The following is a 22,860-nucleotide window of genomic DNA, read 5'->3' as shown; positions in this document are numbered from 1 at the left end:
ATTCCTCCTTATAGTTTATCAATTCCATAAAACAATGCTTTTGTTCTTGATACTACTTGGTAAGATTCTGGATTCAAGTATGCATAAATCGCAAACGTATCTGTAAATGACGTCTCTGATTTATAAGCTCCCATTACATCATTTATAGGATCATATCGAAAAATGCATTGATACCCAACTAAAACAGGAACCTTTAACAGAGAATCATAATAGATTCCATAAGCTTGACTCGAAGTAGTTGCTAAACTTTTAATCACGACCAAATCACTTATTCTCGCAACTCTCATATGACCATTATCGGCAGCTCCAAGATAAATATATTCCTCGTCGTTACATACTCCTACTGAATAAGTGACGGAGCCTCTCGCTACAAATGGATTTTCTCCTGCGGCATGATTCTTTTTGTATTTGTAAAGCTCTCCTCCAGTATCCCCATTCTTAAATCCGATATAATCCTTTGTCTCCCACTTTTGACCGCTTGCATAAGAGGAAATTGCAGAAGCATCCATTGTGGCTTTTAATGTCTCAATTAAAATATAAGTAGACGGATTAAATGCATATATACATCCTGCGGCATTAATAAGGATTAATTGTCCTCTAGGGTTAATAAACATAACAATTCCCCAATAATTGCTATAAGTCCCGTATGTTCCCTTATTTATCACTTTGGTAAATGAACTGAAGTCACTTGATAATTTATAGATACTTCCTCCATGTGTTAGAAAGTATCCTCCATCTGGTGCAATACAAGGGTGACCCATAGGAGAGCTTTGCGTCATATCCCCGTCTAAATAGATAGTGAGGGTTTTCACGATATCCCCATTTTTATTTACAATCATCATGGAATAGCTTCCAGTTGATCCGTTATTCAAACAAACAAAACCATATCCATTTCCTAAGTATTTACATCCCCATGGGCTTACATTAGAAGTGATTGTTTTTACAACGTGAGGAGTATTAGTAGAAAGAATGGTTTTTGTTACGTGAATAGGGAGTGTTCCTAATCCACTTATCCCTGCTTCCAACTCCGCGAACGTACTCACACCGTCACCATCTCCGTCAAGAACTGTTCCACCTTTGCCAATAATAGCGTTCTTGACTGTAGTTTTCCCATTATTGACAGATGACTTTAAAGTATCTAACTCAGTTTGTACTGTTGTGCCTTGGTCAGTGGTAACGCTAGATGCAGTAAGGTCTATATTATCTAAATCAGTTTTTAATTCATTTAGAGCACCCTCAACATCTGTAGCAGTAAATACGGCATTTAAATCCTCAACAGCGATATTTTTAGCTTTATGTGCTCCCTGCGTTTCATCCGCCTTATGCGCAGTAAGATCACTGTCCTTTGCAGCTCCCGTATCAATCGTATCTAATATTTCATTAAACTTTGTCCGGTTAAAATATTCATTACCTAATGGTTTAGGAATACCTAACCTTGGTGTATTTGTTGGCACTTTACATCACCTCTAATTCATCCCATGTTTTATTTAAAGAATCAAACTCATCCCAAGTGTAATTAAAGGAATCAAAACGATCCCATGTTGTGTACAGGTAAATATAAGTGACACCCAAATGAGCCGGCTTAATTTGATTTATAATATTTTGTAAATCCTTCATATTAGGTGGTATTCCTCGCACACTATTAAACTTTACTTCAAACTCATATGTGGATGGTTTTTCTATAATACTTACATCACCATTTGTATAGGAGTCACAGATTGTTTTAATATGGTCTACATTAACTGTTCCATAACCTCTTAGCTTTGATTTAACCGTTGCTCTACGTTGTTCAATTGGAAGAGAAGACTTTGGAACTCCAACTTCCTTTTCCCATCTATCGATTGTTGCTTTAGCAGTATCTATAAAAAATTCATCAAAAGTATTTTGAATTGATTTTTCAAGATCTTGTATCTCTGTATCCTCAACTTCAAATAACTGAAGCATCATTCCACTTTCACTATAAAAAGAAGGCATTTTATCACGTAACATCGACTGTTCCCACCACCGCGACCTGTTCACTTCCAATTGTTACGTTTGAAGTACCAGTATTTAGTGTTAAATTTCTATAATCGATTACTCCATCCACATTTAAGATGGTTGACCCAACTAATGCATAAGACACGTAATCAGATTTAAAAGCTATGTCTTTAAAATGATTTGTTAAAGCATCTGAAATAGATGTTGTCACCGTTGTTAGGTCATATCCTGAATTCAAATCAACATCAACAGTTATGTTTATTGGTAGCTCTTCAGCACTTATAACAGTGACAGTAGGTCCAATTGGTTTATTATCGTCTATATTTGTAACAACAGCATTAAGTGTTGTTTGATCAACTGCACGTTTATTGCTATTAATTACTACACATTTTACTGTTCCATTTCCATTCCAAAGAGGAATTACTTTGGCATCACCTACACCAACTACCTCTTTACACCAATTAATGTAATCCTGAGGATTACCACTCGTTGCTGGAGTTTGAACCCTCTCAAAATACCTTTCTCTTAATTCTTCATCTGGTTCTTCGTCTGATCCATTAGTAACTGCATTTGGGTTTGTTACAGCATTTATACCGGAAATAGGTTCAAAGTTTACAATTGTGTGTGCTGGTACATTCCCCACTGAACCCTCTTGTTCACACTCGACTAATAAACTAGCCTTTCCACCACTAACGCTTTTACTTTCAATGGATACAAAGTAAATTGTATCTACAAAAAAACGAGCACCTATAGGAATAACTGTTCCTTCTGTACCCGTTGCTTCAATATAGGTTGTTGCCTTTGTTGCAGGCTTTCTAAATACACCAAGCTCAGCTGTAATCTTTTCTAAATACTCACTTGTAGCCGTTTCAGCGAACAAGTTATCAATCATAGAATCCATTTCAATGTATCCATCTTCTAATGCGATGGCCACACCAACAACTGCATCATAGATAATTGATCCTTCTGATTTATCATAGTTGTTAGGTATTGCACTAAACATCTTATTCATTATTTCTTCTTTAGTAGGCATTGGTTACCACCTCCGTACTACCGTATAAAGTGGATAAAGAATATGAAATAGATAAAGTATCATCTTCAAACACTACAGATAAAGAATCAATTCCCTCAATATAAGGATTATCTATTAAACATTCCTCAATCATACGCTTTGCTTCTAACTCTGCTGCTCCTTTTGTAAATCCAGAGCCAACTAAACTATTCAATTCTGATCCGTAATCCCAAGAATAAAAACTGTGTTTAAATCGATTTGTTTTTAGGGATTTGTAAACCCAAATCTTAACTGCATCGATCCCTTCCACAATATACGGCTTTCCATTCTGTAACTTAAAATCACCTTTTTCAATATCCCAAGCCCACTCCCGAGCCATCGGTATTGGTGTTTCTGCATTTGTTTGTTCATCGGAATTGATAAAAGGGAATATGCTCATTAAATCCCCTCCAATTTACAAGTAATAATAAAATACGAACCACTTCTCATTAGAAGTAGCTCGTCGGATATTTCCAAGGTTTCTTTTAACTTTTTACTCTCAATTACACCATCTGAAGAAGTAACCTGTGATAAATACGTCGCCACCTTTAATTGATCTGAATCTAAAATCACCCCATTGGTTTTCACCCTTATCGGATTTACAGATACGACCTCACCAATATATAGTGATTTATCATTAAAATGTTTACCCTCTTCTCTAACCATTTGAGTAAATTCAGCAAAACTCATAACTCATCATCTACCATATTCTTAAAGTTTAATTGAAGAGACATTGTATGCTGCCCTCGATTCCAATAGTGTGTATCTTCATCTATATAAAAAAGACCCTTTAGTTTAGTCGTAGGGTCCAATACAGTAACGGCCTTTCCAGATATACAGTTTATATTTCCAAGTGCTTCAACACTTGCTTCTAGATCCATACCATGCAACAGTGATTTCGCTTCTGTATTAGAGTTTTTTCCTTCTTCTTTTTGATATACACCTTGAAATGTTCCCCACTGAGATAACCCATCACCTTTAACCTCACCTACACGGTTACCCTTATCATCAACAATAAGAATCTTATTTTTCACATTTTCAATACTCTCACCAAATGAACTGTCGAGAAGATTTATTCCATTTTCTAACGAAAAATCACTTACAGTTTCACCTGCTTTTATAATGCTTAATTTCCCGCCATTAATAACAGGCATATAAACAATTTTAGTCTTATTTTTAACCTCACGGTAAGCTTGAAGAATCACTTCATATAGATTCATACTAATCATTGAATCGAGCTTAATTGACGTTTCTGAATCTGCAATACTACCAACAGGAACACCAACATCAGCTGCAACCTTTTTAATGACATTCCCAACTGTAGTTGTCTTGAAATTATAAGAACCTTCACTTTTAAGAAAATATATTAGTCTATCATAGGCTACTACATTCATTTCATGAGACTTATTTGAAATCTGTTTACTAAATACAATTCCCTCAAACAATGTTCGATTACCTTCATGCAGTGTTAAGATGCTACCAGGACTTATTGCATATCCAATCTTACTTGGATAAGTAAAAGAAACTTGTCTTGCAGCATTATATTTAGACCCACTCCAGGTTAGATCAAGAAACCTTATTTCTTGTTTATCAATAACTAACCTCATGGTAACCTTAACACCTTTCCGATTTGAAGCTTCCTAGGATCTTTTACATCGTTTGCCTTTGCGATTTCATCCCATTTATAAGGATCATTATAATAATTTCTTGCTATAGCCCATAAAGTATCACCCTTAACTACAGTATGCGTCTTAGGTTTACTTGGAGTTTTTTCAGATCTAGAGGATGTTGTAGTAGTGCCAGATGAGCTAGATTTCTTTTTAGGTATAGACCTATACTCAATAAGACTCAATTCAAACTCAACGTCTCGACTTCCTGCTCTTTCACCATACGAAAAATCCTCTATAAAAAATAATTTGTTAATGTTGGTTTCAGTAATTAATAATCTCATAGGTAAATCATTATGAACCCACACATTAATTATTTCTACGAATTCGTAAGGTTTCGGGAAATTTTTATATTGGCAGAAAGGATAATATACTGATGGAAAAAATGATTTTAAGGTGGTCCTGTCTAATTTAGCATCACCTTTTGTGGAATGCTCTCCTAGATCATTAATCTCCTGAATATAAACATCTTGTCCAGTTTCGTTTAGATAGTTTGGTGGAGGCACAGGAAGACGGAGTTTTTGTCTTCCATTTCCGTCAATAAGCCAAAATTCCATCACTGATGAACACCTCCTACATTTAAACGTTCCTTTTTCCATTCACGAACAAATTCTTTTGCGATCTTCTGAATATCTGCTTCTTCTCGAACAGTAAAGTAATTACCTGTAATTAAAACAGAAGGCTCTCCACCATTGATTTTATTTTGATTAGTTTCTTGTTTAGTTTTGACGCTTTCCCCTTCATGTAAAATTGTTGGGTAGTTGTCCCTTGGAACACGTTGAATACCAAAAGCATGCTTTTTATGTCCTGTTGCTCTAGGGAGGGTAACAGTAGGAGCATAACTTGGTTTTGGTGTTGAAGAAGATTTATTACTTGAAGATGACTTGTTACCACCTAACAAATTACTAACAACTTTTCCAGTCCATTTAACACCTTGGTCTACTATAAAATCATTTTTTCCGGAACTTGAACCAGAAAGGATCTGTAACATCCAAGAATCTTGGATAGCAGAATTAAATCCCGACAATACACCTTGACCAATTGAAATTCCAATTTTCGTAGCAATTGGAGTGATCAACTCAATTGAATTTTCGATTCCTTTAACAAGAGTCTGAATTAATTTATCTGCAGTTTGTTGTATTTTCTCGTTCCCACCGGAATTTAACCATTCATTAAAGCGTTGTGAGATATCCTCGAAAACAAATCCTACTTTAGCTTCTACACTAGTTAGCTTTTGAAACTTAGGATCATTCATTATGCCGTCTACCCAAGATCCTAAACCACGTGCACCATTTACAAATCCGGTTGCTATTCCTGAAGCCATTTGCTGTCCAAACTCAACATATTTATTCCCTTTACCTGATTGTAAAGCATTATTTATGTCATCTAAGAAAGGCTTAATAATTTTAACAGCTGGTTCCCCTATTTTCCTATTAGCAACATTTACAGTTTCAAGAATTTGATTCCATACCCCTAATGTGGTATCTCCCATTTCATCTACAAGGTGTTTTGTCATGCCCATCTTGTTAAACAACTTATCTAAAGCTTTAATCTGCTTATCTAATGGCATTTTAGCAATATCGTTCAGCTCTTTCTTAGGCATTTCAAAACGTCTAGCCATAGAAATGGCATCCCCAGAAAACAACTCTCTTAGTGCAAAAACAGATCCTTCGATTCCTTGAGTTGGATCAACTGCAAGTAACCTTTCTGATAGATCCCACATCTTTTCAAGTGTCTTTTGTTCCTTTGTTAACGCAATAAAAGATTTTGAATTCTGGAATATATCTTGTGAGTTGAATAATGGTGAATCTATTGCTACCTTTTCCATTGCACTCATATATTCCTGTGATTTCTTTTGATCATTAAACATTGCTTGTATTGTTTTTGCAGACATCTCAAATTTAGCAGCATTTAGAAATGTATTATCAAAAGCCTGTTTACCAAAATATGCGCCTGCAATCGCTCCACCCAATAGGGTTTGCCCACTTGGTACCATATTTGATGTTATATTTCCAACTTTCTCAATAGCCACCCTTGCTTTGCTAGCAGAACTTTGCAACAATTTAAATGCTCTTTCTAATCGGTTTGACTCCGAAACAGCTTTTGTAGTACTAAATTGAAAATCGTTTTTCTTCCTGGACTGTGCTCTTACTTTCTCCATTGAAGCTTTTAGCCTAAGTAACTCATTATTTTGCTTGTTCATGCTTTTTGTAATTTTATCAAACTGTTTACTGGCTTTGTCTTCAACTGAGACTATCGCTTTAAGTAATTCCTCTTTCTTAGCCATATTCTCACCCCCTAGGGAGTTGGTTTATTTCTTCAACTTCTAGTTCAAAAAACGCTCTTATTATAGTCAATTCGTTTTGACTCATCTCAGAAAAGAAAGAGGGACGCAAACGACCGTGCACCCAATAGTGATACATCATAGCTGTCATTCCGTCCCTCTTAACTAGTTTTTTATTTCTTCAATTGCATCATCTGCAAAACCGCTTAGATCTTGAATAGTCCCATAGATATATTGTCTTTCACCTGGTAAAAAGAGCTTATCAACTAAATCATAAGGAGTAGCAACACCAAAGTGTTTTAAATACTCTCCATTTCTTAGGTTAGGTTCAACTATACCGGATAAAATAGTTTCAACTTGAACTTCAGCTGAATTTATTTCTCCCTCTTTATTAGTGGCCATTTCTCTTATTTCTTCAAGTCTAGGATTATTCAAACCTTTAATAGTAAAAACCGCGTCTTCACCTAATCGTTTAATTTTAACTTGCTTAGTTGGAAGGTCGAATTTTTTTGGATCAATGTTTAATAAAAAGTTACTCATTTATTACACTCCAATCGCATCGATTAATACTGGCATATCACTAAAAGTAAATGGCTTTTCTTCTTGTAAAATCGTTTTCGACTCCCAATCAGCAAGTGTAATATCATCAAACGTACAATTAGGAATAGATACACGCTCTGCCCCTAAAGAAGCCGGATCTGCTAACTTTGAAACAATAGTTACCCTTAGCTCTTTACCTTCTTTTAATGCATCTAACTGTCTTTTTAAAATTTTAGAATTTATCTTATTAAACCTAAGGGAACCTTTACCTTCCCATCCCATCAACTTTTTACCTGTGCCGTTATTAGTTCCGCACATTGGCACATCTTCTTTTAATAAATCAATTTTTGCTTGTAGTCCGTATACTTCAGCAAATTTTTCACCATCAACCCAAGCTTCTCCATGAGTACCAGATATAGCATGATCAGGATTAAACATCTAACATTCCCCCTTATAAATAAGCTTTCACAGAGATATCCTCCATTGCGTCTAGAGGTTTAATTCTAGACTCGATAAAGACGTCATCACCTGTATTTGCAGTTTTAATTTCTTCATCAGTCATACTTGTTATATCAACACCGTTATTTGTTAAATACTCGCGATGAGCATCAAGATCTATTCCAACTACATTAACATTCACATCAAGCAGTTGATCAGCTTCTAACTGTCTGTGGTAAGCTTGAATCGCTGTAATTAAAAGAACCTTATTATCATAACTATTTGGATATTTACCAATATAGTTATCTGAAATAGTCTTAGTGATATCGGTATAATACAGATCTAGAATTTCCACTATTTTAATTTTCTTAAAGCTTTCACCCTTCGTTTGAGTAGTAGTAACAAAAGATGTAACACCACGGGCAACCTTTACTTTTTCACCATCGTGATAAATAACAAATTCTCCATTATCTATTGCAGTATCAAGTTGTGTTTTAGTGTAAGATTGGACTGAAGATATTTCAGGTAAAGGTTGAAACGTTGTAGCAATATTTAACGGTGTTCCTGCAATCAATCCAGCAATTCTAGAGCAAAATTGTGCGCTAGTGTATGTGTCTTCTCCTACTACAATTGAATCAGTTGTGAAATTAATAATGTATTCTTTATCAGCTGCATGATCTGGCAAAATAGCCTTAATCATTTTTCTATTGGTGCGCTGACTACCAACCCATGATGCTATTGTTGAAAGTTCTGCTGTTACAATTTCAGGAATAACAAGATAATCAAACTTAACTGTTTCCAACCAAGCTAATCCTAATGACCAATCTGTTTCTGTAACAGGATCACCAACACGTACAATAACTTTTAGTGGGGCATTTACTCCCCCGATTAAAGCTAATTTAATCTGCTTTTTGTTAGCATCAGATAAACCAGTAGGAATATCTGTATCCATAATAATTTCATGAGTGCCTTGTGCTGCTGCATCTTTTAGAAGCAAAGCTACAATTCCACGCTCACCACGCTGAATAGCACTTGCCGCCAATTGTTCAAATAATATATTTACTCGTGGAAGTCCCAAGTGAATACCTCCCTATTAAGGTTAATGTTTTTCATTAGTTCATGTTCATCAGTTTGTTTACCAATTAAAATGAAATCAATGTCAAAAAGGTAATGTAAAATACCATCGATGATTTCAAATCGTTCATTTGTAACTGATATTCTCTTACCACCAGTTCCAATAACATGTGTAAATAACTGCGAAATTTTTTCTGACATTTCTAGGTTCTTTAACTTTGTATCCTCTAAAGACATGTATTGGACGTCTACAATATAAGACTTCTCTTGCATATTCGGAGTGATTTTTTGAGCATCTATCGGTAAAATGTCCACAAAAAAACAAGGCCTTGTTAAGCCTTGGGTTTTCTTTTCACCATATATTTTATGATTTTGAAAATTAGTCTTTAGAGTTTTTATTATATTTTCACGAATATCCAAGATCATAGGCTTGCCACCAACTTATCAAATATCTTTCTTAACCTTCTTGGAATCTGTTTGTTAGTTGCTTTTATAGAGGTTGTTAACATGTAGTAGCCATCGGCCTTACCTACAACTTCACCACTTTTATTAACTACTTTGTGCCCAAATTCAACAAAAGGAGCCAAAGGAACTTGCCTACCTTCATATTCAGTCGTGGCATCATTAAAAATTGTGATATAAATTGAATCACCGGATCTTGTAACGCTGCTTATCTTCCAACTATTTTTCAATTCACCCGTCAGTACAGGGGTACGTTTTAAAACAGAACGATTAAGTGATTTTGCAACATCTAAAAGAAACTGTTCAAGTTCTTCAGGGAAGTTTTTTTGTAGTTCCTGAAGATGTTCCTCAAACTTTTTAAAGTTCTTAAACTGCATTTTTATCATTATGCTTCACCTTCAAGTTCTATCGTTACAACCTGATGTGTATGTGATTTAAAATAATCTCTCACTTCCACATTATAAAGGTCACCTTTGTGAGCAACCTCTAATTTATCCCCAATTTTTATATCTGTTTCATTCTCAACGTATAGTTCATACCTATGGTTCATATCAGTTTGTTGCTCAGTTTCATTAGTTGTGGCAGTTTCCAACCTTACTAATTCACAAGCTACATTTGTATAAACAGGTAGAAAATTAGATATTGTTTCACCACTAACTGATTCACTTTCTACATATCTTTTTATAGTACATGTATCATAAAAAGTATGAATCTTTGCTTTCTCACACTTTAATACCATGTAACCTTTTTCTTTTTCATAATTATCAACTGTGAGTACGAGGTATTTTACACCGTCCGAGGTAAAAGTTAAATACGAATCAATTTCATTATTCTTTCGAATAATAAACTCATACTCTTCCTCATTTTGTTCGTTCTCACTTCTCTTTGATTTAACTATTCTTTTAGCCCAAATTGACCCAAAAGAAAAAGATAAACGTTTATCAAGAAGCCCTGGATTCATTTAGATCACCCCTTATAAAAGATTGATGGAGTGCATATCCAGAATTGATTTAATTACCACGTTTACTTTGTTATCTTGAACCGTAAATACTCTATTTTCATACATTTCGTTAGCCAAAACCATTAGAGCAATGGTTAAATCCTCTTTAACATCCATCTGTTCAACAGTAAGACCAGTATAACTTTTTATATACGCTTTTGAAGCAAGCAAAATAGTACCGAATGTTTTTGTTACTTCTGGATCTGCAGTTTCTCGAGCATATTCGATCAGGTCATTTGTGGTTACTTCACTAATTTTCATTAGCTTTCACCCTTCTTTTTGACTGATTTTTAGGTTTTTCTTCAACTTTTTCAACAGTCTCAGGTACTTTTTCTTCATTTTCAACAGTATTAGCATCTGCTTTTAACCCAGATATAACTACTTCTGGTTGTTTAATTTCTTCAACATAACCAACACGAATAAGACTTTCACGTACGTCATTATCCTTAATTTCTCTGACTTCATTTTTTCCCATTGTAACTATACCTGCGAAACTAACCAAAGCTTTTACTTTCATTTGTTTCACCTCCTAAAAAAGAAGGTGGAATTAACCACCTTCGAATTATGCAGCAGCCATTTTCAATAAAGCAAGTTTTTGTGGTTCAACAATCTTAGAGTCTACTTCCACATATCCTACAACTCCGATAGCGTGTTGAGTTGCATATTTTTCATTAAGAACTTGAAGTTCAACATTTTGAGCAAGCTTAACATATAAACCACTGAAATCACCGTAAGCAATAACTTTTGCACTTAATGCAATCTCAGGCATACTTTCAGTAATATGAACAGGTTTTCCGAGTAATGTCCAACCAAATCCATTTGTCGCATCTTTATTTAACAGATAATTACCATCACCATCTTTTAACTTACGGATTGCTTTGAATGTGGACTTGTTTAATATCCAAGATGCGTTACCTTGGTAAACTTCTGGAACTGTCATTTGTAAATCAATTAGTTCGTCCGCAACAATTGCAGCACCACTTGCAGTAGTTACCACATTTGTGGATGATAAAACACCTGTCATTTTAGTTGCAGTACCCACAATTAATTCCTTCTCTAAGAACTCTGCAATAGCCTTTGCAACTTTTGTGATTACAAATGAAAGCAAATCAAAATCTGTACGGTTCATTAGAGATTTTGAAATTTTAGCTAAGCAACCAACAATAAAGTTTTGAAGTTTAACTGTTGTGAATTTACCAGTACCTTCAGTAAGTTCCGTTAGATCATCAACATATGTTGCGCTAATTGATGATGTCTCCTCATCGTACACAGGGAATACTAAATCCCCACCTACATTGTAGATAGTTGCCATGGAATAGATTGGAGATAATTCTTTTACTTTTTCAATGATCTTGTTAGCAATATGAGTAGGAATTACTCCACCATTAGAGGCAACATCCAATGCACGTTCTTCACCTCGTACAAATTTAAGAAAGTTTGCTTCATCAAGCGCACGTTGTTCTTCTTCCCCAGAAGTTTTTTTAACTTCTTTTTTCTCAAATGAACGAGCTTCTTCTTCGGCAGCTAAAGTTTTATCAATCTTTGCAACTTCACTTTTGATATCATCAAAACGTTTTGTTTCCTCTTCAGAAAATGCTCTTGTTTCCTCTTTCGCTTTTTTCAGTAACCCATCCATCTCATCTAATAGATTATTACGTTGTTCCAAAAGGGATGGCATTGAACGATATTCGATCACTGGTTTTGCTAATACATTTTTAAATGTCATTATTAATTTCCACCTTTCAATTTAAGGAATTCTAATTCTTTATCATAAAGTGAATAGTCTAAATCCCTTTGCTCATTCTTTTCTGGACTTAGATCTTCAATTTCCGCTTTAAAATCATCACTTCTTTGTTCAGATACAACACTGTCTTCTCCACGAGCTTCAATTGACGTTGCAATATAAGCAGGGGTCTTGTCCAAGATGGATACTTCTAAAAGGTCAATATCTTCTAAAAATCTCTTCTGTACACCATCTTCTCCATCAATCCAATTAGGTTTATTGTCAATAAAACCAAAGGACCAACCTTTTAACTCACCATTTTTCGCTTTTTGAATCACTTCATCGTCTGTAACTGTAGCAATTGCCCTTAATCCAATGTTGTCTTCACGTAGCTCCAAATTGCCTTCTTTAGTCGATCCTAGCTTGCGATTCTTATCATGATTAAAACGTAGCTCTACATCTTCCGCCTTTAATAAAGCTTTTTCAAACGTCTTTGGAACAATTTGTTCTCTGAATCTACCTCTAGGTGAAGGTAAAATTCTACTTTCACGCCCAACAGCATTCACATAGCCATCAAGCAAAACTTGATTCCCTCGAATCTCGATTCTCACTACTCTTCACCTCCTCCCAAGTGGTTTGTGGGATTGTCTATATTTGTTGATTTGTTCGTATTAGGTGTATAAATTTCTTTAGTTTTCGGATTATATAGAACGTCTTGTAAACCTAACTTGATGAAGTCTAATCCTAAAGGTGGTAAGTCTTCTTTATATCTGATTTCATCAATCTGAAAAATTCCGTTTTTGGCTGCTATCTCATAAGCTTTAAATCTCTTCTCCATATCACCTTTTAAAAGCTCTTTAGTGTCAAAGGCAAAATAAAAAGAACCTTTTTCACTTGGTAGTAAAAGGTCCTTATTTAAAGCTGTTTGAATTGCAGCCAATATTGGTAAAATACATACCTTTATCCAGTTGTTATATACTTCATCACTTGCCGACCCATCCAAGATTGATGGTGGAACAATAAACAACTTACATATTTCAATAGAATTTGTTTTCTTATTTTCATTCAATTGCATTTCTACAGATGTATTTGAAGCTTCTTGAAAATCCAACCCATTATTTAAGATAACAACATTCTCAGTGTTATTTTTATAAAGATTGTTCCAAGCCGTTTTCAATTCCTTAATTGCATCAGGGGATAATCGTCCCTGACTTTTTAAAAATCCTTTTTTATTCCCACCTGTTTTAACAAGTAGTTCCTCAAAAACTAAAGAATTATAAGCAACTGATAACATTTTATTGTTTTCATCAATAATTCCTTTACCAGTTACACCATCCTTTGATTTCCTAGTAAGCTTAATGAATTCAAATTCTCTATAATTTGCACCGTTCACTAGAATATCGTACTTCTTAAAGATTGGATCAGCATTAATGTTTACCGAGAGGTTTACATTGTCCACATAATGTAGACTTTTTACATTGTTTCTTTCGCGATTAATGAACGCATATCCGGCACCGCATAGTAAGTAATCCTCAACTAGAGCTTTTTTGAATTGGAACCCATCGAGTGTATCATTTGTATCATCATTTAGAAGGTTTGTTCTTTCATCTTCATCTATTTCACTTACTTGGCCGCCATCCTCTTTGTAGAGAACAATAGGTAACGATGCGACAGTATCAGAAATGACTCCTAAACAAGCACTTACGGCAGGAATGTTTAGAGCTTGCTCTTTAGATATTACTCCAGTCGTTATTCCAACACTTAAAAGTAATTCTTCCATAGTCATACTTTCTCTATTTTCCTGATACTGTCTAAATTCTTTCCATTGCTTAATCAAACCCATCATTTCACCTCCCTCTAGATAACCTGTGCTCCCCAATTCGAGTCGGGATTAAAAAACACATCTTGTTGTAGTAAGTAGATTGCATTAATTAAACTAACAACCATGTCTACTTTTCCATTTGATTTTTTCTTGTTTACATATTTATTTTTATTGTTGTCTTCTGTAACTTTGGCGTTTTGAAAGTTAATTTCCAATAGCTTGTTTTCAGTATAATGAAATTCTCTGTTTAGAATTTTTTCTTGAAGTAACTTAGTTGCTGGATGAAGAACACTTGAATGTTGCTTTACTTCCACCGTTTTATATCCTTCACGCTCTAACCTTTGGGCAGTTGATAAGCAGTTATACCGGTCATAGGCAATTCCCATAACGATTACTTGATGTTTTTCTTCTATAGCCAGAATAATTTCCTCGATAAATCCATAGTCAACCGTCATATCGCCACATGAAAAACAAACACCTTCTTTTATGAAATCGTAGTAATTTATTTTTTCAAACTTGTTTTTCTCAGGTATCCTTTCGGTTGGTACAAACGCAAAAGATTCACCGTAGATCTCTGCATCTTCCTCTGTAACCATAGAGTATGAGCAATTGTCATTGGTCATTGCTAAATCCAGACCTATCCATACTTGCCTTCCCGACCAATCAAAGCTATCAATCTTACATTTTTGTAAATCATCTATATTGATGAAAGCCTCACCACTATAGGAAGGTAAAAAGTGATTCATGTGTTTACAAAGATATTCTTCACGTTCTGCTGGTTTTTCTAAAGCTGTTTTACGACTGTCCCTAATCTCATTATAGTTTGCTTCAATTCGTAAAGGATTCGCTTGATATAAGCCTATATCATCCCATAAATGTTCTTCTTCTGCATAATACAAAAGTGCGAACATACGATCATCTTCAATAAGCCCACTATATACTTTCTTTATGTAGGCCAATTCTTCTAACATAATAGATTTGTCTTCTGCGTAAGCAGTAGTTAGTTTAAAACGCAAAGGATTTTTTACGTTTAATTGTCCTGATTTCATTGCATTAATATTTCCATAATCCTTAAAAGCTCCAACTTCATCAGCAATAAAAGCACTAGGACGTATAGAGTTGTTTTTATTCGCTTCAGCTGTACGTGCCTGAAAAAAACTATTGGTTAATTTACACTTAACTCTGCCATTAAGTGTCTTAGGTATAATAAAATACTTACTAATGTTTGGACTTGCTTCAATTATCTGAGTCATGGCTTTTTTTACTTCCCCAGCTAATTCACGGTCCAAACAAATAGAATAAAATTCCGAGAAGTTATCTTCAGTAAGCATTAATATTATTAAAATAAGAGCACAAATAAATGTCTTTGCATTTTTACGTGGAATAAATAAAGTAACATCTCGATAACGGTATTTTTCACTGTCTTCTTTAAATCTCCAACCGAATATATTTACAATAAAAAATGCTTGGAAACCTTCCATACCATTTAAAATCGATTTCCCTATAACCCCAAGCCCCGTCGCAAAGTTTACCAATTGAAGTATTCCTTCAATCCTTAAAACCTCATCCAAGTCAAAGTAATATTTAAAATCTTCATCATTTTGTCTTTCTCGGTCATTCATAAACCATTCACATTGTTTTTTAACTTCCTTAGTGGTAATTTCTTTGCCACTCAGTACATCTTCTGCATACTGAACTGCTTTTTCTATTATCATTTTTTACCACCAGACAAAACCTTGAGTAATGGATCTTCCTCCTGTTGTTTTGCTTGAAGATTTAAATTGCCAAGCTTAGCTCTACTTTGAGGTGAAAGGCTTAGTTCGTTACAACATCTGAAGAAATCCTTTGTATATTTATCTTTCGCACTCATTAGGTTCTTATCAAATAAATTATTAATATCTTTATTTATCATCTTTTCAATTTGTTGAAGTCGATCTATTGAAATTGCACATGTTCCTAAAATATAAATATCTAAATTACCTAAAATCCCACTAGAACTTAACTCTTCTACAATGTAATGGAATATTTTCTTTTGTCTAGCATTTAATGGTGTCGGTGGGGAAATTTTATCGGCTGTTCCTTTTAACTTATCTTCCGTTTGTGAACGAACCTGAATTTCTTCTTTTGTAAGATTCTTACTCATTGTCTTCACACTTTTAGTTGGTCTAGCCATTTCCTCACCTCCTTTATTTTTTCCATTTCGGGAATTTTTTTTGACCGTAGGGGGCAGCGTGGTGTAGGAAAAATCGAAAAAAAGCCTAAAAGACCCCCGGGGGGACCTAAAATGCATGTTTCATCTCTTGAACCTTAACGATCTCCAACAATTCTTCTCTACTTATCTCTCCACTCTCAGCCATCTCATGATGATACTTGCACAAACAAATTAAATTATTATCTTTTAATCTTTTGTTCCAGTCTTCCACAATCGGTACGATGTGATGGACTTCTATGTTAGTAAAGTTATATCTTTGTTGAGTGTTATACAATTCTCTAATGCAGACCTGACACAAGTATTTATCTCGTTCATTAATGTGTTTCCGTTTCTTTTGCCATGCAGCAGTCCATCTAAATTTATCAACGTGTGTAACTTTGTAGTTTGTTCTTTTTGGTTTACTTGGACACTGGAATGATCTTTCATGGATCCTTCCACAATGCTTACAACTCTTTAGCATTACTTCCTCCTTATTGCTCCTCGGTTACGTTTGTAAGTATCACGATTCATACCCATAATATCTACCCAATCAACACGTTCTTCTATTTTCTTTTTCTTAGGTGATTGTTTCTTCTTGGATGATTCTTGTTTATTTAACTGATTAAGTTTTTTCTTCTGTTCTTTATTTAAATGATCAGCAATCTTCACCCAATCACCTTCCATGTCTCTTTATATATTGGTGGCATTTGGTTGACGAAAAACAACATCCGCTTCTAGAACAATGAAAAACCTCAACTACATAAGCAGAAGAGGCTTTCTCTAATTCTTTGACTTATTTTCTTTTCCGATCTTTTGATATTTGTCTTAACAGTACTAACTGATACACCTAAATAATTCGCTATATCTTTATATCTAATACAATAACCGCGTGACATTAAGTAAATTTCTCTTTCTTTTTTAGTGAGAACTGATAAAGCATCTTCTATCCGCTCCTGTTCCCAAACACTTATTAATTGTTCTTTATCAGATTTATCCCATTCATAATCTAAATCATCCGCACTTCTAAAATACTTTTGCATAACTAATGGATCAAAAGCTCTTTCTCTCTGATAAGCGGCTCTTCGCTCTATACCTCTTTTATTACCTGGACGTCTTCCCGTTTCCATCCATTCAATTGCATATTCTATATCGGTGATCATATCCTTGATGATTTCTTTATCTGAACGGGTTTCACTATCCTGTTTATCATCGGAAGCTAATTCATAACGTCTTTTGGCATCTTCTAAGGCAATCTTGTAGTCTAGTACCATTTCATCTATTTCTTTAAAGGTTAAACCAGTCTGCAACCAGATCACCACCATATGTTATAATGTATTAAACCTTTTCTTTTTAAAAGCTGGGAGTGATCCTGGCTTATTTTTATTTTTTCTTATTTTTATTAGGTACACTTGAATCTTTTTCATTTTTCAGGTATTTAATAGGATGCTTCTTTATATAATCAAGACGTTCTTCCTCAGTCATTTTCCAAGTATGAACCTTACTTATCATTAAGAATCTCCTCCTTTAGAATTCCTTTCTTTACGAATATATTTCTCCAGTTGCTCTCAACTCTCTGTTTATCCGCTTCTTTAATTCTTTTGTTTATTAACTTACCCAATCGTTTTTTGTGCTTTCTTTTATTAGCTACCAATTCACTCCACCCCTAATTCAATCATTCAAGAGCACTTGCTTTTCTTCATCTGTAAATTTGTTATAAGCACAGCAGTTTGAACAATAAAATCCTTTTACTCCATAAGAGATAAAATATTTCTTAATCACATAGTTTGTTATTCTTTGAGGCAGTCCACAATTCTGACAAAAGAAAATGTAATCTTTGTTCATTTGGTCCGCTCCTCTTATGTGAATATATGATTATATACACAGTTATTAAGTTTATTAACAGTAAGTTGTGGATAACAACGCTTATTTGTTACTTATTGATTCACAAATTCGTTTCTTAGCTGCGTGTATTTCTTTAACTAATTCTGAAAGGTTTTCGGCATCACCTATTTTTATATCTCTATCTAGAAGAAAGTTACAAGCTTGTACTAAATTACCGAAATGTCCGATTGGTTTGAAGTCAATTTCTCCTGTAGGTTCTTTCTCATCATTTAATTTTTCGTAGCTTTCATTTACCGTTATATTTAGTTTATCCGATGTGATTTTATATTTATCTCCAACAAGGATATTCATATGTTACCTCCTCTTACGATTGGTTTACACCTCTATATTGCAAATGTGATAAGGCATGCAGCAATAGAAGCAAATACAATAGATGTTAAGTTTGTTCTAGCCTCTTTATCCTTCTCTGCGACTGCACCAAGAGCGGTTATCAAAATAACTGCCATTAACAGGATTTGAAACATTACAATCATTGAATTGACTCCCTTCTTATTACTGCGCTAAATCCTTGGATTGCGTATTACTTACCTCTTAAATCGTAGATAAACGACTCCATCTTTTTCTTGTTAAACTGGTACAACCTATTACTTTCTAAAGATGGTCTTTCAATTAATAACCCATTATTTTTAATTCTAAGATAACCGTTATTATCAAGTTCTCTGTCATAATACTCGTAGTAATCAGATCCTAAGCTATCAGCTTCTTTAGGTTGTAAGTTAACCCAGGATTCATTTGCAATTTTCTCGATGTATTTTATAAAATCAATAAAGCCATCTGGAGTAAACGCAAACCAATACTGATAATGCTTATTTGCTTGTTCTTCTTCAATCTCGAAAATAACAGCAGATTTTCTATTCTTAATGGTTAGCTTATAGTTATTGGTGGTTTCAAAAGTCCTTGATTTCATATCTCCACCCCTCCTTTGATTGCGTATTAAACACTTACCGCATACCTTGAATTACTTGAACACAATTCAGGTAAATTCGCTCTTACTAATGCATCGGCAAAAGGTGGAGGAACACTGTTACCCACTCTTCTAATTTGATCTGATTTTGTACCAGTTCGAATATAGTTACTTGGAAATCCTTGACCAGCAAATAATTCATGCGGTTGTAGCATCCTAAGACCAATATCAGTTACCTGGTACCCATTAGTTTTAACTGCTGTAAGTGCAAAACGATCTTTTGTTGTTATAGTGTGTAAAGGCTCTGTTAATCCTTGTGCTGTACTTTGACCGTAATACTTAGTGAGAAATGCAGTAACTAAACCGAAACGATTTCCACCTGCAGTAATCGTGTGTAATGGTGTATTCAAAGATAACCCTCTTACTTCTTTTTCTGATTGCTCAGTATAATAACTAATTAAGAAAGCAGCTTTGTGTTCATCCGGTACCATAAAAGGCTTATCATTATTAATCACAAACCGTTCCAAGCCTTTTTGTATTCGATTAAGAGTGTTTTTTACCAATGGTTTCTTTCGATTGAATATTGATGGTGCACCAATACTCCAATCAATAATTTCCGAAGATGTTCTCCAAGGCTTTAACTTTCCTAATTGGACTGCAGGGCTTTGCGGATCACCATGAGTTGGTTTCGGCCATATGATCTTTTTCCCATCACATCTTGCAATCATGAAGAATCGTTTTCTTATTGTAGGAGCTCCGTAATCACATGCTTGTAACTCCTTAAATTCCACTTCATAACCTATGGATTTCAATGATTTTATGAAACTATTGAAAGTAGCACCTTTCAATTCTTTAACTGGTTTTCCATCCTCAATAGGTCCCCAATCTTTAAATTCCTCAACATTTTCAAGCATAATTACCCGAGGTTTTACAGCTAATGCCCATTTGACTGCTATCCATGCTAATCCTCGTATTTCCTGTTTAACAGGCTTACCGCCTTTAGCTTTACTGTGGTGAGTACAATCGGGACTAAACCAAGCAAGCCCAACTCTTCTACCTCTGCATGCTTCTTTTGGATCAACATCCCAAACACTCTCACAATAATGTTCTGTATCTGGATGATTTAGCTTGTGCATTTCAATAGCTGCAGGATCATGATTAATTGCAATATCTACTGATAACCCTGTAGCCATTTCAATTCCAGTAGAAGCACCGCCACCACCTGCGAAGTTATCAACTATAATTTCTCTGAATAAATCAAGTTGCACAGAATGTCCTCCTTCCTACAGTTTTTCAGCGAACTGTGCATTAAGCTATTTCAATAATTCAGCCGATTCACGAATAAATCTCATAGCATTTTTTATATAATGTTCTCTATTTGAATCATCACCAGTAGTTGAAGCATATTGCAGTTCGTCATCTGCTGTGTCCAATAAATTGATTACCTTTTCTTTATCTTCGATAGACTTTTTAGCAGATAGATGAGCGTACTTATAGAGCTTGTCTACATCTGCTTTGAACTTTGTATATTCTTTATTTAGATTGTCATATCGCTCATTTAACATTTGGTAATCTTCTGTCATACCTTCTGTAACTCTTCCGAATGACTCGATTAGCTTTCTCTGAACTTCAATAAACGAAAACAACCATTCATAGTCAGTGTCGATAAGCTCATAGTAATAACCCTCTCTATCCCCTTCGCTACCGATAGTGCAATTCATTCTATGGACATTGTTTTTGATTTCCTCAATACGTTCTTTCCAGTTATCGAAGTTCACTCTTCGTCCCTCCGCAACAATTGAATTTCATGAACATTTCCTACGACCTCTATTTTTGCTGACATACTACTTAACGGTATTGGTGAATGCCATTCCATATCCATGACATAGAAGCCACAAGCAAACCATCTGACAACACCCTTATCTGTATCTTTAAGCCATTTCACTTCAACAATGTCGCCTTCATATACTTCATGCTCATTAATATCTTTAAAGCCTGTATATTGCATTAAATCAACTTCATCAAACGTATAATCTGCATAGTCACCTTCACCTGATAAATCAACTTCTACAAATCCATTGTCTTTATCAAAGTCTATTGTGATAACTGGAAGTAGCCATTTAATATTTTTAATAAATGCTCTGAATTTAATCTCTCTCATTCGACTTAACCACCTAAACTCATAATAATTAAAGTAAATAATACACCACTTACAAAACCTAAAACCCAACCGATAGTTGCTTTCATTTCTCTATCTCCTTTACTGCACATTTTAGGTCTGATATTCACTAAGCGGAGTGTTCCTTTTCATTTCTTCTACAAGTGCAACTTGCTTATAAGTCCAGTCAAGATTGCAATGATCTAAAGCAAAATATAAACCTCGCATTTTTAACCGCTCCGCTGGTCCTTATAATTCCTAATACGATTAAATAATTTTGTTTTTTCATCTTCAAAGGCTTGAAGTTCTTCTGGAGAATGCTCTTTACTAGGTTCCTTAGGTTTCTCTTCGTCATCTAACCATGATGGAGTTTTCTCTGTTCGAATAGCTTTACCTGTGCTTTTTCGGTTGATATTTCTATTTTCAAATTCTTTATCAGAGGCTAAGATGTCTTTCATAGTGCGTAAATTCTTGTTAGCCCAATCTTTAAGTATCCCCTCTGCGTAAGCCCATTTCTTTTGTTGCTTTAAAGCTCTTTTCATAGCCTCAATAACAAGCTCAACTCCTAAGTCTTGTTCCCAGTAAAAAATCGTTTCTCCAATAAAGGCATTAAGAACACCAAAATTTTCTTGGTAGAAATTAGCTGCATTAGGAGGAGTTTTTTGTTCTTCTCCTTCTCCTTCTTCTTCTTTTTCTTTTTCTTCTTCTTCTTTTTCTTCTTCTTCTTTTTCTTCTTCTTGTCCACCTATCGGTAACGTATCGTGGTACGTATCGTATAAACCGTTGTTGTCATTGAATTCTTCAATATTTTCACTCGTAACGTAGTACGACTCGTATAAATTTCTAATATCATCCTTTTCGACTCGTTCACCAACAAATTGAATTAATGATATATCCTTAACAGATTTCAATTCCGATTTGACGCAATCTAAAACAGGTTTACCGCCTCTATTGAAGTTGTACCTACCCCAGTTTTTAACTGCTAGCTCTCTTGTTTCACTGTTATAAGAAATAATTCCATGATGTTTAATGAATCGGTCTAATAAGGCATTTACACTTTCAATTGAATATCCCATGTCAAATGCAATCTGCTTTTTAGTTATCTGATAAATACCTATTTGTGTAGTATTAGAGTTTGTTAAAAGATAGAGGAAAAAGTACTTATCTTCTGGTGTCATTTCCTCGACAACCTTTGGATCGTCCCAAAACTCTGTATGAACCATCCTAAATTTAGCCATCTGTTTTCATCCTCTCGCATATAGCCTTCATCTTTTCTATCCTGATTAATTTAAGGTCAGGATCGTGTAGCTGCACATATCCCTTTACATACTCATTAAATAATTCTGCTCGTTTATCTCTGTCCCGAATGTACTCAGTCATCCATAAATAGCAATGAGGTATAGTAACTTCAACTATTTCCACGACAATCATTCCTTTCTTGGAATACTTGTCCTACTAACTGCATATATTTAAGTAAAAGGAAGGATTCAACTCCCCTTTACTTGATAAAAAAAATAATTAGTGTTATTGTTTAATCAAATTTTAATGTTTCGTCCTAAAAAGCAGGTGTTCGCAGCACGTGCTTTTTTTACTCCATTAAACCCAATTTGTATGCAATAGTTAGTGACATGCATATTGAGACCAAAAGTATTACAAAGAAACATAAG

The 22,860-nt window shown here is 34.6% G+C and carries 35 protein-coding genes; all 35 read right to left on the bottom strand.

Annotated elements, in window-relative coordinates; all coding sequences use genetic code 11:
* Window positions 1-8 precede the first annotated feature (8 nt).
* The 35 genes from COD11_RS04290 to COD11_RS04135 all read right to left on the bottom strand — a co-directional run bounded on the left by COD11_RS04290 (window position 9) and on the right by COD11_RS04135 (window position 22,615).
* On the bottom strand, window positions 9-1,454 hold the full coding sequence (locus COD11_RS04290) for a hypothetical protein (protein WP_098795521.1): 1,446 nt from the start codon (window positions 1,452-1,454) through the stop codon (window positions 9-11).
* A 1-nt stretch (window position 1,455) separates the two neighbouring features.
* Entirely contained in the window at window positions 1,456-1,989 is a 534-nt protein-coding gene (locus tag COD11_RS04285) for a putative phage tail protein (protein ID WP_098795520.1), read from the bottom strand.
* Entirely contained in the window at window positions 1,979-3,010 is a 1,032-nt protein-coding gene (locus COD11_RS04280) for a baseplate J/gp47 family protein (protein ID WP_098795519.1), read from the bottom strand. Before COD11_RS04280 ends, COD11_RS04285 begins: the two co-directional genes overlap by 11 nt.
* Window positions 3,000-3,428, bottom strand: coding sequence for a DUF2634 domain-containing protein (locus COD11_RS04275; protein WP_098795518.1), 429 nt, complete (start codon window positions 3,426-3,428; stop codon window positions 3,000-3,002). Before COD11_RS04275 ends, COD11_RS04280 begins: the two co-directional genes overlap by 11 nt.
* The gene (locus COD11_RS04270) at window positions 3,428-3,718 is read right to left on the bottom strand and encodes a DUF2577 family protein (protein WP_098795517.1); all 291 of its coding nucleotides are present in this window, start codon (window positions 3,716-3,718) and stop codon (window positions 3,428-3,430) included. Before COD11_RS04270 ends, COD11_RS04275 begins: the two co-directional genes overlap by 1 nt.
* Complete coding sequence (locus COD11_RS04265) at window positions 3,715-4,635, bottom strand: XkdQ/YqbQ family protein (protein WP_098795516.1); 921 nt, start codon at window positions 4,633-4,635, stop codon at window positions 3,715-3,717. Before COD11_RS04265 ends, COD11_RS04270 begins: the two co-directional genes overlap by 4 nt.
* Window positions 4,632-5,255, bottom strand: coding sequence for a LysM peptidoglycan-binding domain-containing protein (locus COD11_RS04260; RefSeq protein ID WP_176550971.1), 624 nt, complete (start codon window positions 5,253-5,255; stop codon window positions 4,632-4,634). The genes COD11_RS04265 and COD11_RS04260 overlap by 4 nt, the downstream gene beginning before the upstream one ends.
* On the bottom strand, window positions 5,252-6,982 hold the full coding sequence (locus COD11_RS04255) for a hypothetical protein (protein ID WP_098795514.1): 1,731 nt from the start codon (window positions 6,980-6,982) through the stop codon (window positions 5,252-5,254). The genes COD11_RS04260 and COD11_RS04255 overlap by 4 nt, the downstream gene beginning before the upstream one ends.
* 162 nt (window positions 6,983-7,144) lie before the next feature.
* Window positions 7,145-7,519, bottom strand: coding sequence for a phage tail assembly chaperone (locus COD11_RS04245; RefSeq protein ID WP_098795513.1), 375 nt, complete (start codon window positions 7,517-7,519; stop codon window positions 7,145-7,147).
* 3 nt (window positions 7,520-7,522) lie between these two features.
* Window positions 7,523-7,957, bottom strand: coding sequence for a phage tail tube protein (locus COD11_RS04240; protein ID WP_098795512.1), 435 nt, complete (start codon window positions 7,955-7,957; stop codon window positions 7,523-7,525).
* 13 nt (window positions 7,958-7,970) lie between these two features.
* Entirely contained in the window at window positions 7,971-9,035 is a 1,065-nt protein-coding gene (locus tag COD11_RS04235; RefSeq protein ID WP_098795511.1) for a phage tail sheath subtilisin-like domain-containing protein, read from the bottom strand.
* Window positions 9,017-9,457: a phage tail terminator family protein gene (locus COD11_RS04230; RefSeq protein ID WP_098795510.1), complete on the bottom strand. Its 441-nt coding sequence runs from the start codon at window positions 9,455-9,457 to the stop codon at window positions 9,017-9,019. Before COD11_RS04230 ends, COD11_RS04235 begins: the two co-directional genes overlap by 19 nt.
* Window positions 9,454-9,879, bottom strand: a complete 426-nt coding sequence (locus tag COD11_RS04225) for an HK97 gp10 family phage protein (protein WP_098795509.1) — start codon at window positions 9,877-9,879, stop codon at window positions 9,454-9,456. The genes COD11_RS04230 and COD11_RS04225 overlap by 4 nt, the downstream gene beginning before the upstream one ends.
* Window positions 9,879-10,454 (bottom strand): phage head closure protein, encoded by a 576-nt coding sequence (locus COD11_RS04220; protein WP_098795508.1) that lies wholly within the window; start codon window positions 10,452-10,454, stop codon window positions 9,879-9,881. Before COD11_RS04220 ends, COD11_RS04225 begins: the two co-directional genes overlap by 1 nt.
* Window positions 10,455-10,466: 12 nt before the next feature.
* Window positions 10,467-10,754 (bottom strand): head-tail connector protein, encoded by a 288-nt coding sequence (locus COD11_RS04215; protein WP_098795507.1) that lies wholly within the window; start codon window positions 10,752-10,754, stop codon window positions 10,467-10,469.
* Entirely contained in the window at window positions 10,744-11,010 is a 267-nt protein-coding gene (locus COD11_RS04210; RefSeq protein ID WP_098795506.1) for a hypothetical protein, read from the bottom strand. Before COD11_RS04210 ends, COD11_RS04215 begins: the two co-directional genes overlap by 11 nt.
* A gap of 45 nt (window positions 11,011-11,055) precedes the next feature.
* The gene (locus COD11_RS04205) at window positions 11,056-12,219 is read right to left on the bottom strand and encodes a phage major capsid protein (protein WP_255301531.1); all 1,164 of its coding nucleotides are present in this window, start codon (window positions 12,217-12,219) and stop codon (window positions 11,056-11,058) included.
* Window positions 12,220-12,221: 2 nt separating this feature from the next.
* Window positions 12,222-12,827: an HK97 family phage prohead protease gene (locus COD11_RS04200; protein ID WP_098795505.1), complete on the bottom strand. Its 606-nt coding sequence runs from the start codon at window positions 12,825-12,827 to the stop codon at window positions 12,222-12,224.
* Window positions 12,827-14,059, bottom strand: coding sequence for a phage portal protein (locus COD11_RS04195; protein ID WP_098795504.1), 1,233 nt, complete (start codon window positions 14,057-14,059; stop codon window positions 12,827-12,829). Before COD11_RS04195 ends, COD11_RS04200 begins: the two co-directional genes overlap by 1 nt.
* 14 nt (window positions 14,060-14,073) lie before the next feature.
* Window positions 14,074-15,753 carry a terminase large subunit gene (locus COD11_RS04190; protein WP_098795503.1) on the bottom strand — a complete coding sequence of 560 codons (1,680 nt, stop codon included), beginning with the start codon at window positions 15,751-15,753 and terminating at the stop codon, window positions 14,074-14,076.
* Window positions 15,750-16,211, bottom strand: a complete 462-nt coding sequence (locus COD11_RS04185) for a P27 family phage terminase small subunit (RefSeq protein ID WP_098795502.1) — start codon at window positions 16,209-16,211, stop codon at window positions 15,750-15,752. The genes COD11_RS04190 and COD11_RS04185 overlap by 4 nt, the downstream gene beginning before the upstream one ends.
* A 106-nt stretch (window positions 16,212-16,317) precedes the next feature.
* Window positions 16,318-16,710 (bottom strand): HNH endonuclease, encoded by a 393-nt coding sequence (locus COD11_RS04180; protein ID WP_098795501.1) that lies wholly within the window; start codon window positions 16,708-16,710, stop codon window positions 16,318-16,320.
* On the bottom strand, window positions 16,710-16,898 hold the full coding sequence (locus tag COD11_RS04175) for a hypothetical protein (protein ID WP_098795500.1): 189 nt from the start codon (window positions 16,896-16,898) through the stop codon (window positions 16,710-16,712). The genes COD11_RS04180 and COD11_RS04175 overlap by 1 nt, the downstream gene beginning before the upstream one ends.
* An 83-nt stretch (window positions 16,899-16,981) precedes the next feature.
* Window positions 16,982-17,509, bottom strand: coding sequence for a sigma factor-like helix-turn-helix DNA-binding protein (locus COD11_RS04170; RefSeq protein ID WP_098795594.1), 528 nt, complete (start codon window positions 17,507-17,509; stop codon window positions 16,982-16,984).
* Between the two features lie 100 nt (window positions 17,510-17,609).
* Window positions 17,610-17,738, bottom strand: a complete 129-nt coding sequence (locus COD11_RS27355; protein WP_255301529.1) for a hypothetical protein — start codon at window positions 17,736-17,738, stop codon at window positions 17,610-17,612.
* On the bottom strand, window positions 17,728-17,880 hold the full coding sequence (locus COD11_RS26440) for a DUF3983 domain-containing protein (RefSeq protein ID WP_141549643.1): 153 nt from the start codon (window positions 17,878-17,880) through the stop codon (window positions 17,728-17,730). The genes COD11_RS27355 and COD11_RS26440 overlap by 11 nt, the downstream gene beginning before the upstream one ends.
* 17 nt (window positions 17,881-17,897) lie before the next feature.
* A complete protein-coding gene (locus COD11_RS26670) occupies window positions 17,898-18,071 on the bottom strand; it encodes a hypothetical protein (RefSeq protein WP_176550970.1) in 174 nt (57 codons plus the stop codon).
* Between the two features lie 81 nt (window positions 18,072-18,152).
* The gene (locus tag COD11_RS04165) at window positions 18,153-18,422 is read right to left on the bottom strand and encodes a hypothetical protein (RefSeq protein WP_098795499.1); all 270 of its coding nucleotides are present in this window, start codon (window positions 18,420-18,422) and stop codon (window positions 18,153-18,155) included.
* A gap of 32 nt (window positions 18,423-18,454) precedes the next feature.
* Complete coding sequence (locus COD11_RS26665; protein ID WP_176550969.1) at window positions 18,455-18,604, bottom strand: hypothetical protein; 150 nt, start codon at window positions 18,602-18,604, stop codon at window positions 18,455-18,457.
* Between the two features lie 47 nt (window positions 18,605-18,651).
* The gene (locus tag COD11_RS04160; protein ID WP_098795498.1) at window positions 18,652-19,038 is read right to left on the bottom strand and encodes a hypothetical protein; all 387 of its coding nucleotides are present in this window, start codon (window positions 19,036-19,038) and stop codon (window positions 18,652-18,654) included.
* A 26-nt stretch (window positions 19,039-19,064) separates the two neighbouring features.
* Complete coding sequence (locus COD11_RS04155) at window positions 19,065-20,303, bottom strand: DNA cytosine methyltransferase (RefSeq protein WP_098795497.1); 1,239 nt, start codon at window positions 20,301-20,303, stop codon at window positions 19,065-19,067.
* A 45-nt stretch (window positions 20,304-20,348) separates the two neighbouring features.
* Window positions 20,349-20,813 (bottom strand): quinolinate synthase NadA, encoded by a 465-nt coding sequence (locus COD11_RS04150; protein WP_098795496.1) that lies wholly within the window; start codon window positions 20,811-20,813, stop codon window positions 20,349-20,351.
* A complete protein-coding gene (locus COD11_RS04145) occupies window positions 20,810-21,196 on the bottom strand; it encodes a YopX family protein (RefSeq protein WP_098795495.1) in 387 nt (128 codons plus the stop codon). The genes COD11_RS04150 and COD11_RS04145 overlap by 4 nt, the downstream gene beginning before the upstream one ends.
* A gap of 227 nt (window positions 21,197-21,423) precedes the next feature.
* A complete protein-coding gene (locus tag COD11_RS04140) occupies window positions 21,424-22,431 on the bottom strand; it encodes a DnaD domain-containing protein (protein ID WP_098795494.1) in 1,008 nt (335 codons plus the stop codon).
* Window positions 22,424-22,615, bottom strand: a complete 192-nt coding sequence (locus COD11_RS04135; RefSeq protein WP_255301528.1) for a hypothetical protein — start codon at window positions 22,613-22,615, stop codon at window positions 22,424-22,426. The genes COD11_RS04140 and COD11_RS04135 overlap by 8 nt, the downstream gene beginning before the upstream one ends.
* Window positions 22,616-22,860: the final 245 nt, after the last annotated feature.

It is taken from the genome of Bacillus sp. AFS040349 (genome assembly GCF_002577655.1).
Taxonomy (GTDB): Bacteria; Bacillota; Bacilli; order Bacillales; family Bacillaceae; genus Metabacillus.
Note: the sequence above shows the minus strand (reverse complement) of the source record. Positions and strands in the feature narration are given on the sequence as shown.

Coding starts and splice junctions, on each gene's coding strand:
- COD11_RS04190 (WP_098795503.1), bottom strand. CDS start 15,753: ATGATAATAGAAAAAGCAGTTCAGTATGCAGAAGATGTACTGAGTGGC.
- COD11_RS04165 (WP_098795499.1), bottom strand. CDS start 18,422: ATGAATATCCTTGTTGGAGATAAATATAAAATCACATCGGATAAACTA.
- COD11_RS04180 (WP_098795501.1), bottom strand. CDS start 16,710: ATGCTAAAGAGTTGTAAGCATTGTGGAAGGATCCATGAAAGATCATTC.
- COD11_RS04210 (WP_098795506.1), bottom strand. CDS start 11,010: ATGAAAGTAAAAGCTTTGGTTAGTTTCGCAGGTATAGTTACAATGGGA.
- COD11_RS04280 (WP_098795519.1), bottom strand. CDS start 3,010: ATGCCTACTAAAGAAGAAATAATGAATAAGATGTTTAGTGCAATACCT.
- COD11_RS04230 (WP_098795510.1), bottom strand. CDS start 9,457: ATGATCTTGGATATTCGTGAAAATATAATAAAAACTCTAAAGACTAAT.
- COD11_RS04270 (WP_098795517.1), bottom strand. CDS start 3,718: ATGAGTTTTGCTGAATTTACTCAAATGGTTAGAGAAGAGGGTAAACAT.
- COD11_RS04145 (WP_098795495.1), bottom strand. CDS start 21,196: ATGAGAGAGATTAAATTCAGAGCATTTATTAAAAATATTAAATGGCTA.
- COD11_RS04215 (WP_098795507.1), bottom strand. CDS start 10,754: ATGAAAATTAGTGAAGTAACCACAAATGACCTGATCGAATATGCTCGA.
- COD11_RS04225 (WP_098795509.1), bottom strand. CDS start 9,879: ATGATAAAAATGCAGTTTAAGAACTTTAAAAAGTTTGAGGAACATCTT.
- COD11_RS04275 (WP_098795518.1), bottom strand. CDS start 3,428: ATGAGCATATTCCCTTTTATCAATTCCGATGAACAAACAAATGCAGAA.
- COD11_RS26670 (WP_176550970.1), bottom strand. CDS start 18,071: ATGAACAAAGATTACATTTTCTTTTGTCAGAATTGTGGACTGCCTCAA.
- COD11_RS04205 (WP_255301531.1), bottom strand. CDS start 12,219: ATGACATTTAAAAATGTATTAGCAAAACCAGTGATCGAATATCGTTCA.
- COD11_RS04240 (WP_098795512.1), bottom strand. CDS start 7,957: ATGTTTAATCCTGATCATGCTATATCTGGTACTCATGGAGAAGCTTGG.
- COD11_RS26665 (WP_176550969.1), bottom strand. CDS start 18,604: ATGATTGTAATGTTTCAAATCCTGTTAATGGCAGTTATTTTGATAACC.
- COD11_RS27355 (WP_255301529.1), bottom strand. CDS start 17,738: ATGATAAGTAAGGTTCATACTTGGAAAATGACTGAGGAAGAACGTCTT.
- COD11_RS04140 (WP_098795494.1), bottom strand. CDS start 22,431: ATGGCTAAATTTAGGATGGTTCATACAGAGTTTTGGGACGATCCAAAG.
- COD11_RS04160 (WP_098795498.1), bottom strand. CDS start 19,038: ATGAAATCAAGGACTTTTGAAACCACCAATAACTATAAGCTAACCATT.
- COD11_RS04220 (WP_098795508.1), bottom strand. CDS start 10,454: ATGAATCCAGGGCTTCTTGATAAACGTTTATCTTTTTCTTTTGGGTCA.
- COD11_RS04195 (WP_098795504.1), bottom strand. CDS start 14,059: ATGGGTTTGATTAAGCAATGGAAAGAATTTAGACAGTATCAGGAAAAT.
- COD11_RS04255 (WP_098795514.1), bottom strand. CDS start 6,982: ATGGCTAAGAAAGAGGAATTACTTAAAGCGATAGTCTCAGTTGAAGAC.
- COD11_RS04245 (WP_098795513.1), bottom strand. CDS start 7,519: ATGAGTAACTTTTTATTAAACATTGATCCAAAAAAATTCGACCTTCCA.
- COD11_RS04265 (WP_098795516.1), bottom strand. CDS start 4,635: ATGAGGTTAGTTATTGATAAACAAGAAATAAGGTTTCTTGATCTAACC.
- COD11_RS04285 (WP_098795520.1), bottom strand. CDS start 1,989: ATGTTACGTGATAAAATGCCTTCTTTTTATAGTGAAAGTGGAATGATG.
- COD11_RS04185 (WP_098795502.1), bottom strand. CDS start 16,211: ATGGCTAGACCAACTAAAAGTGTGAAGACAATGAGTAAGAATCTTACA.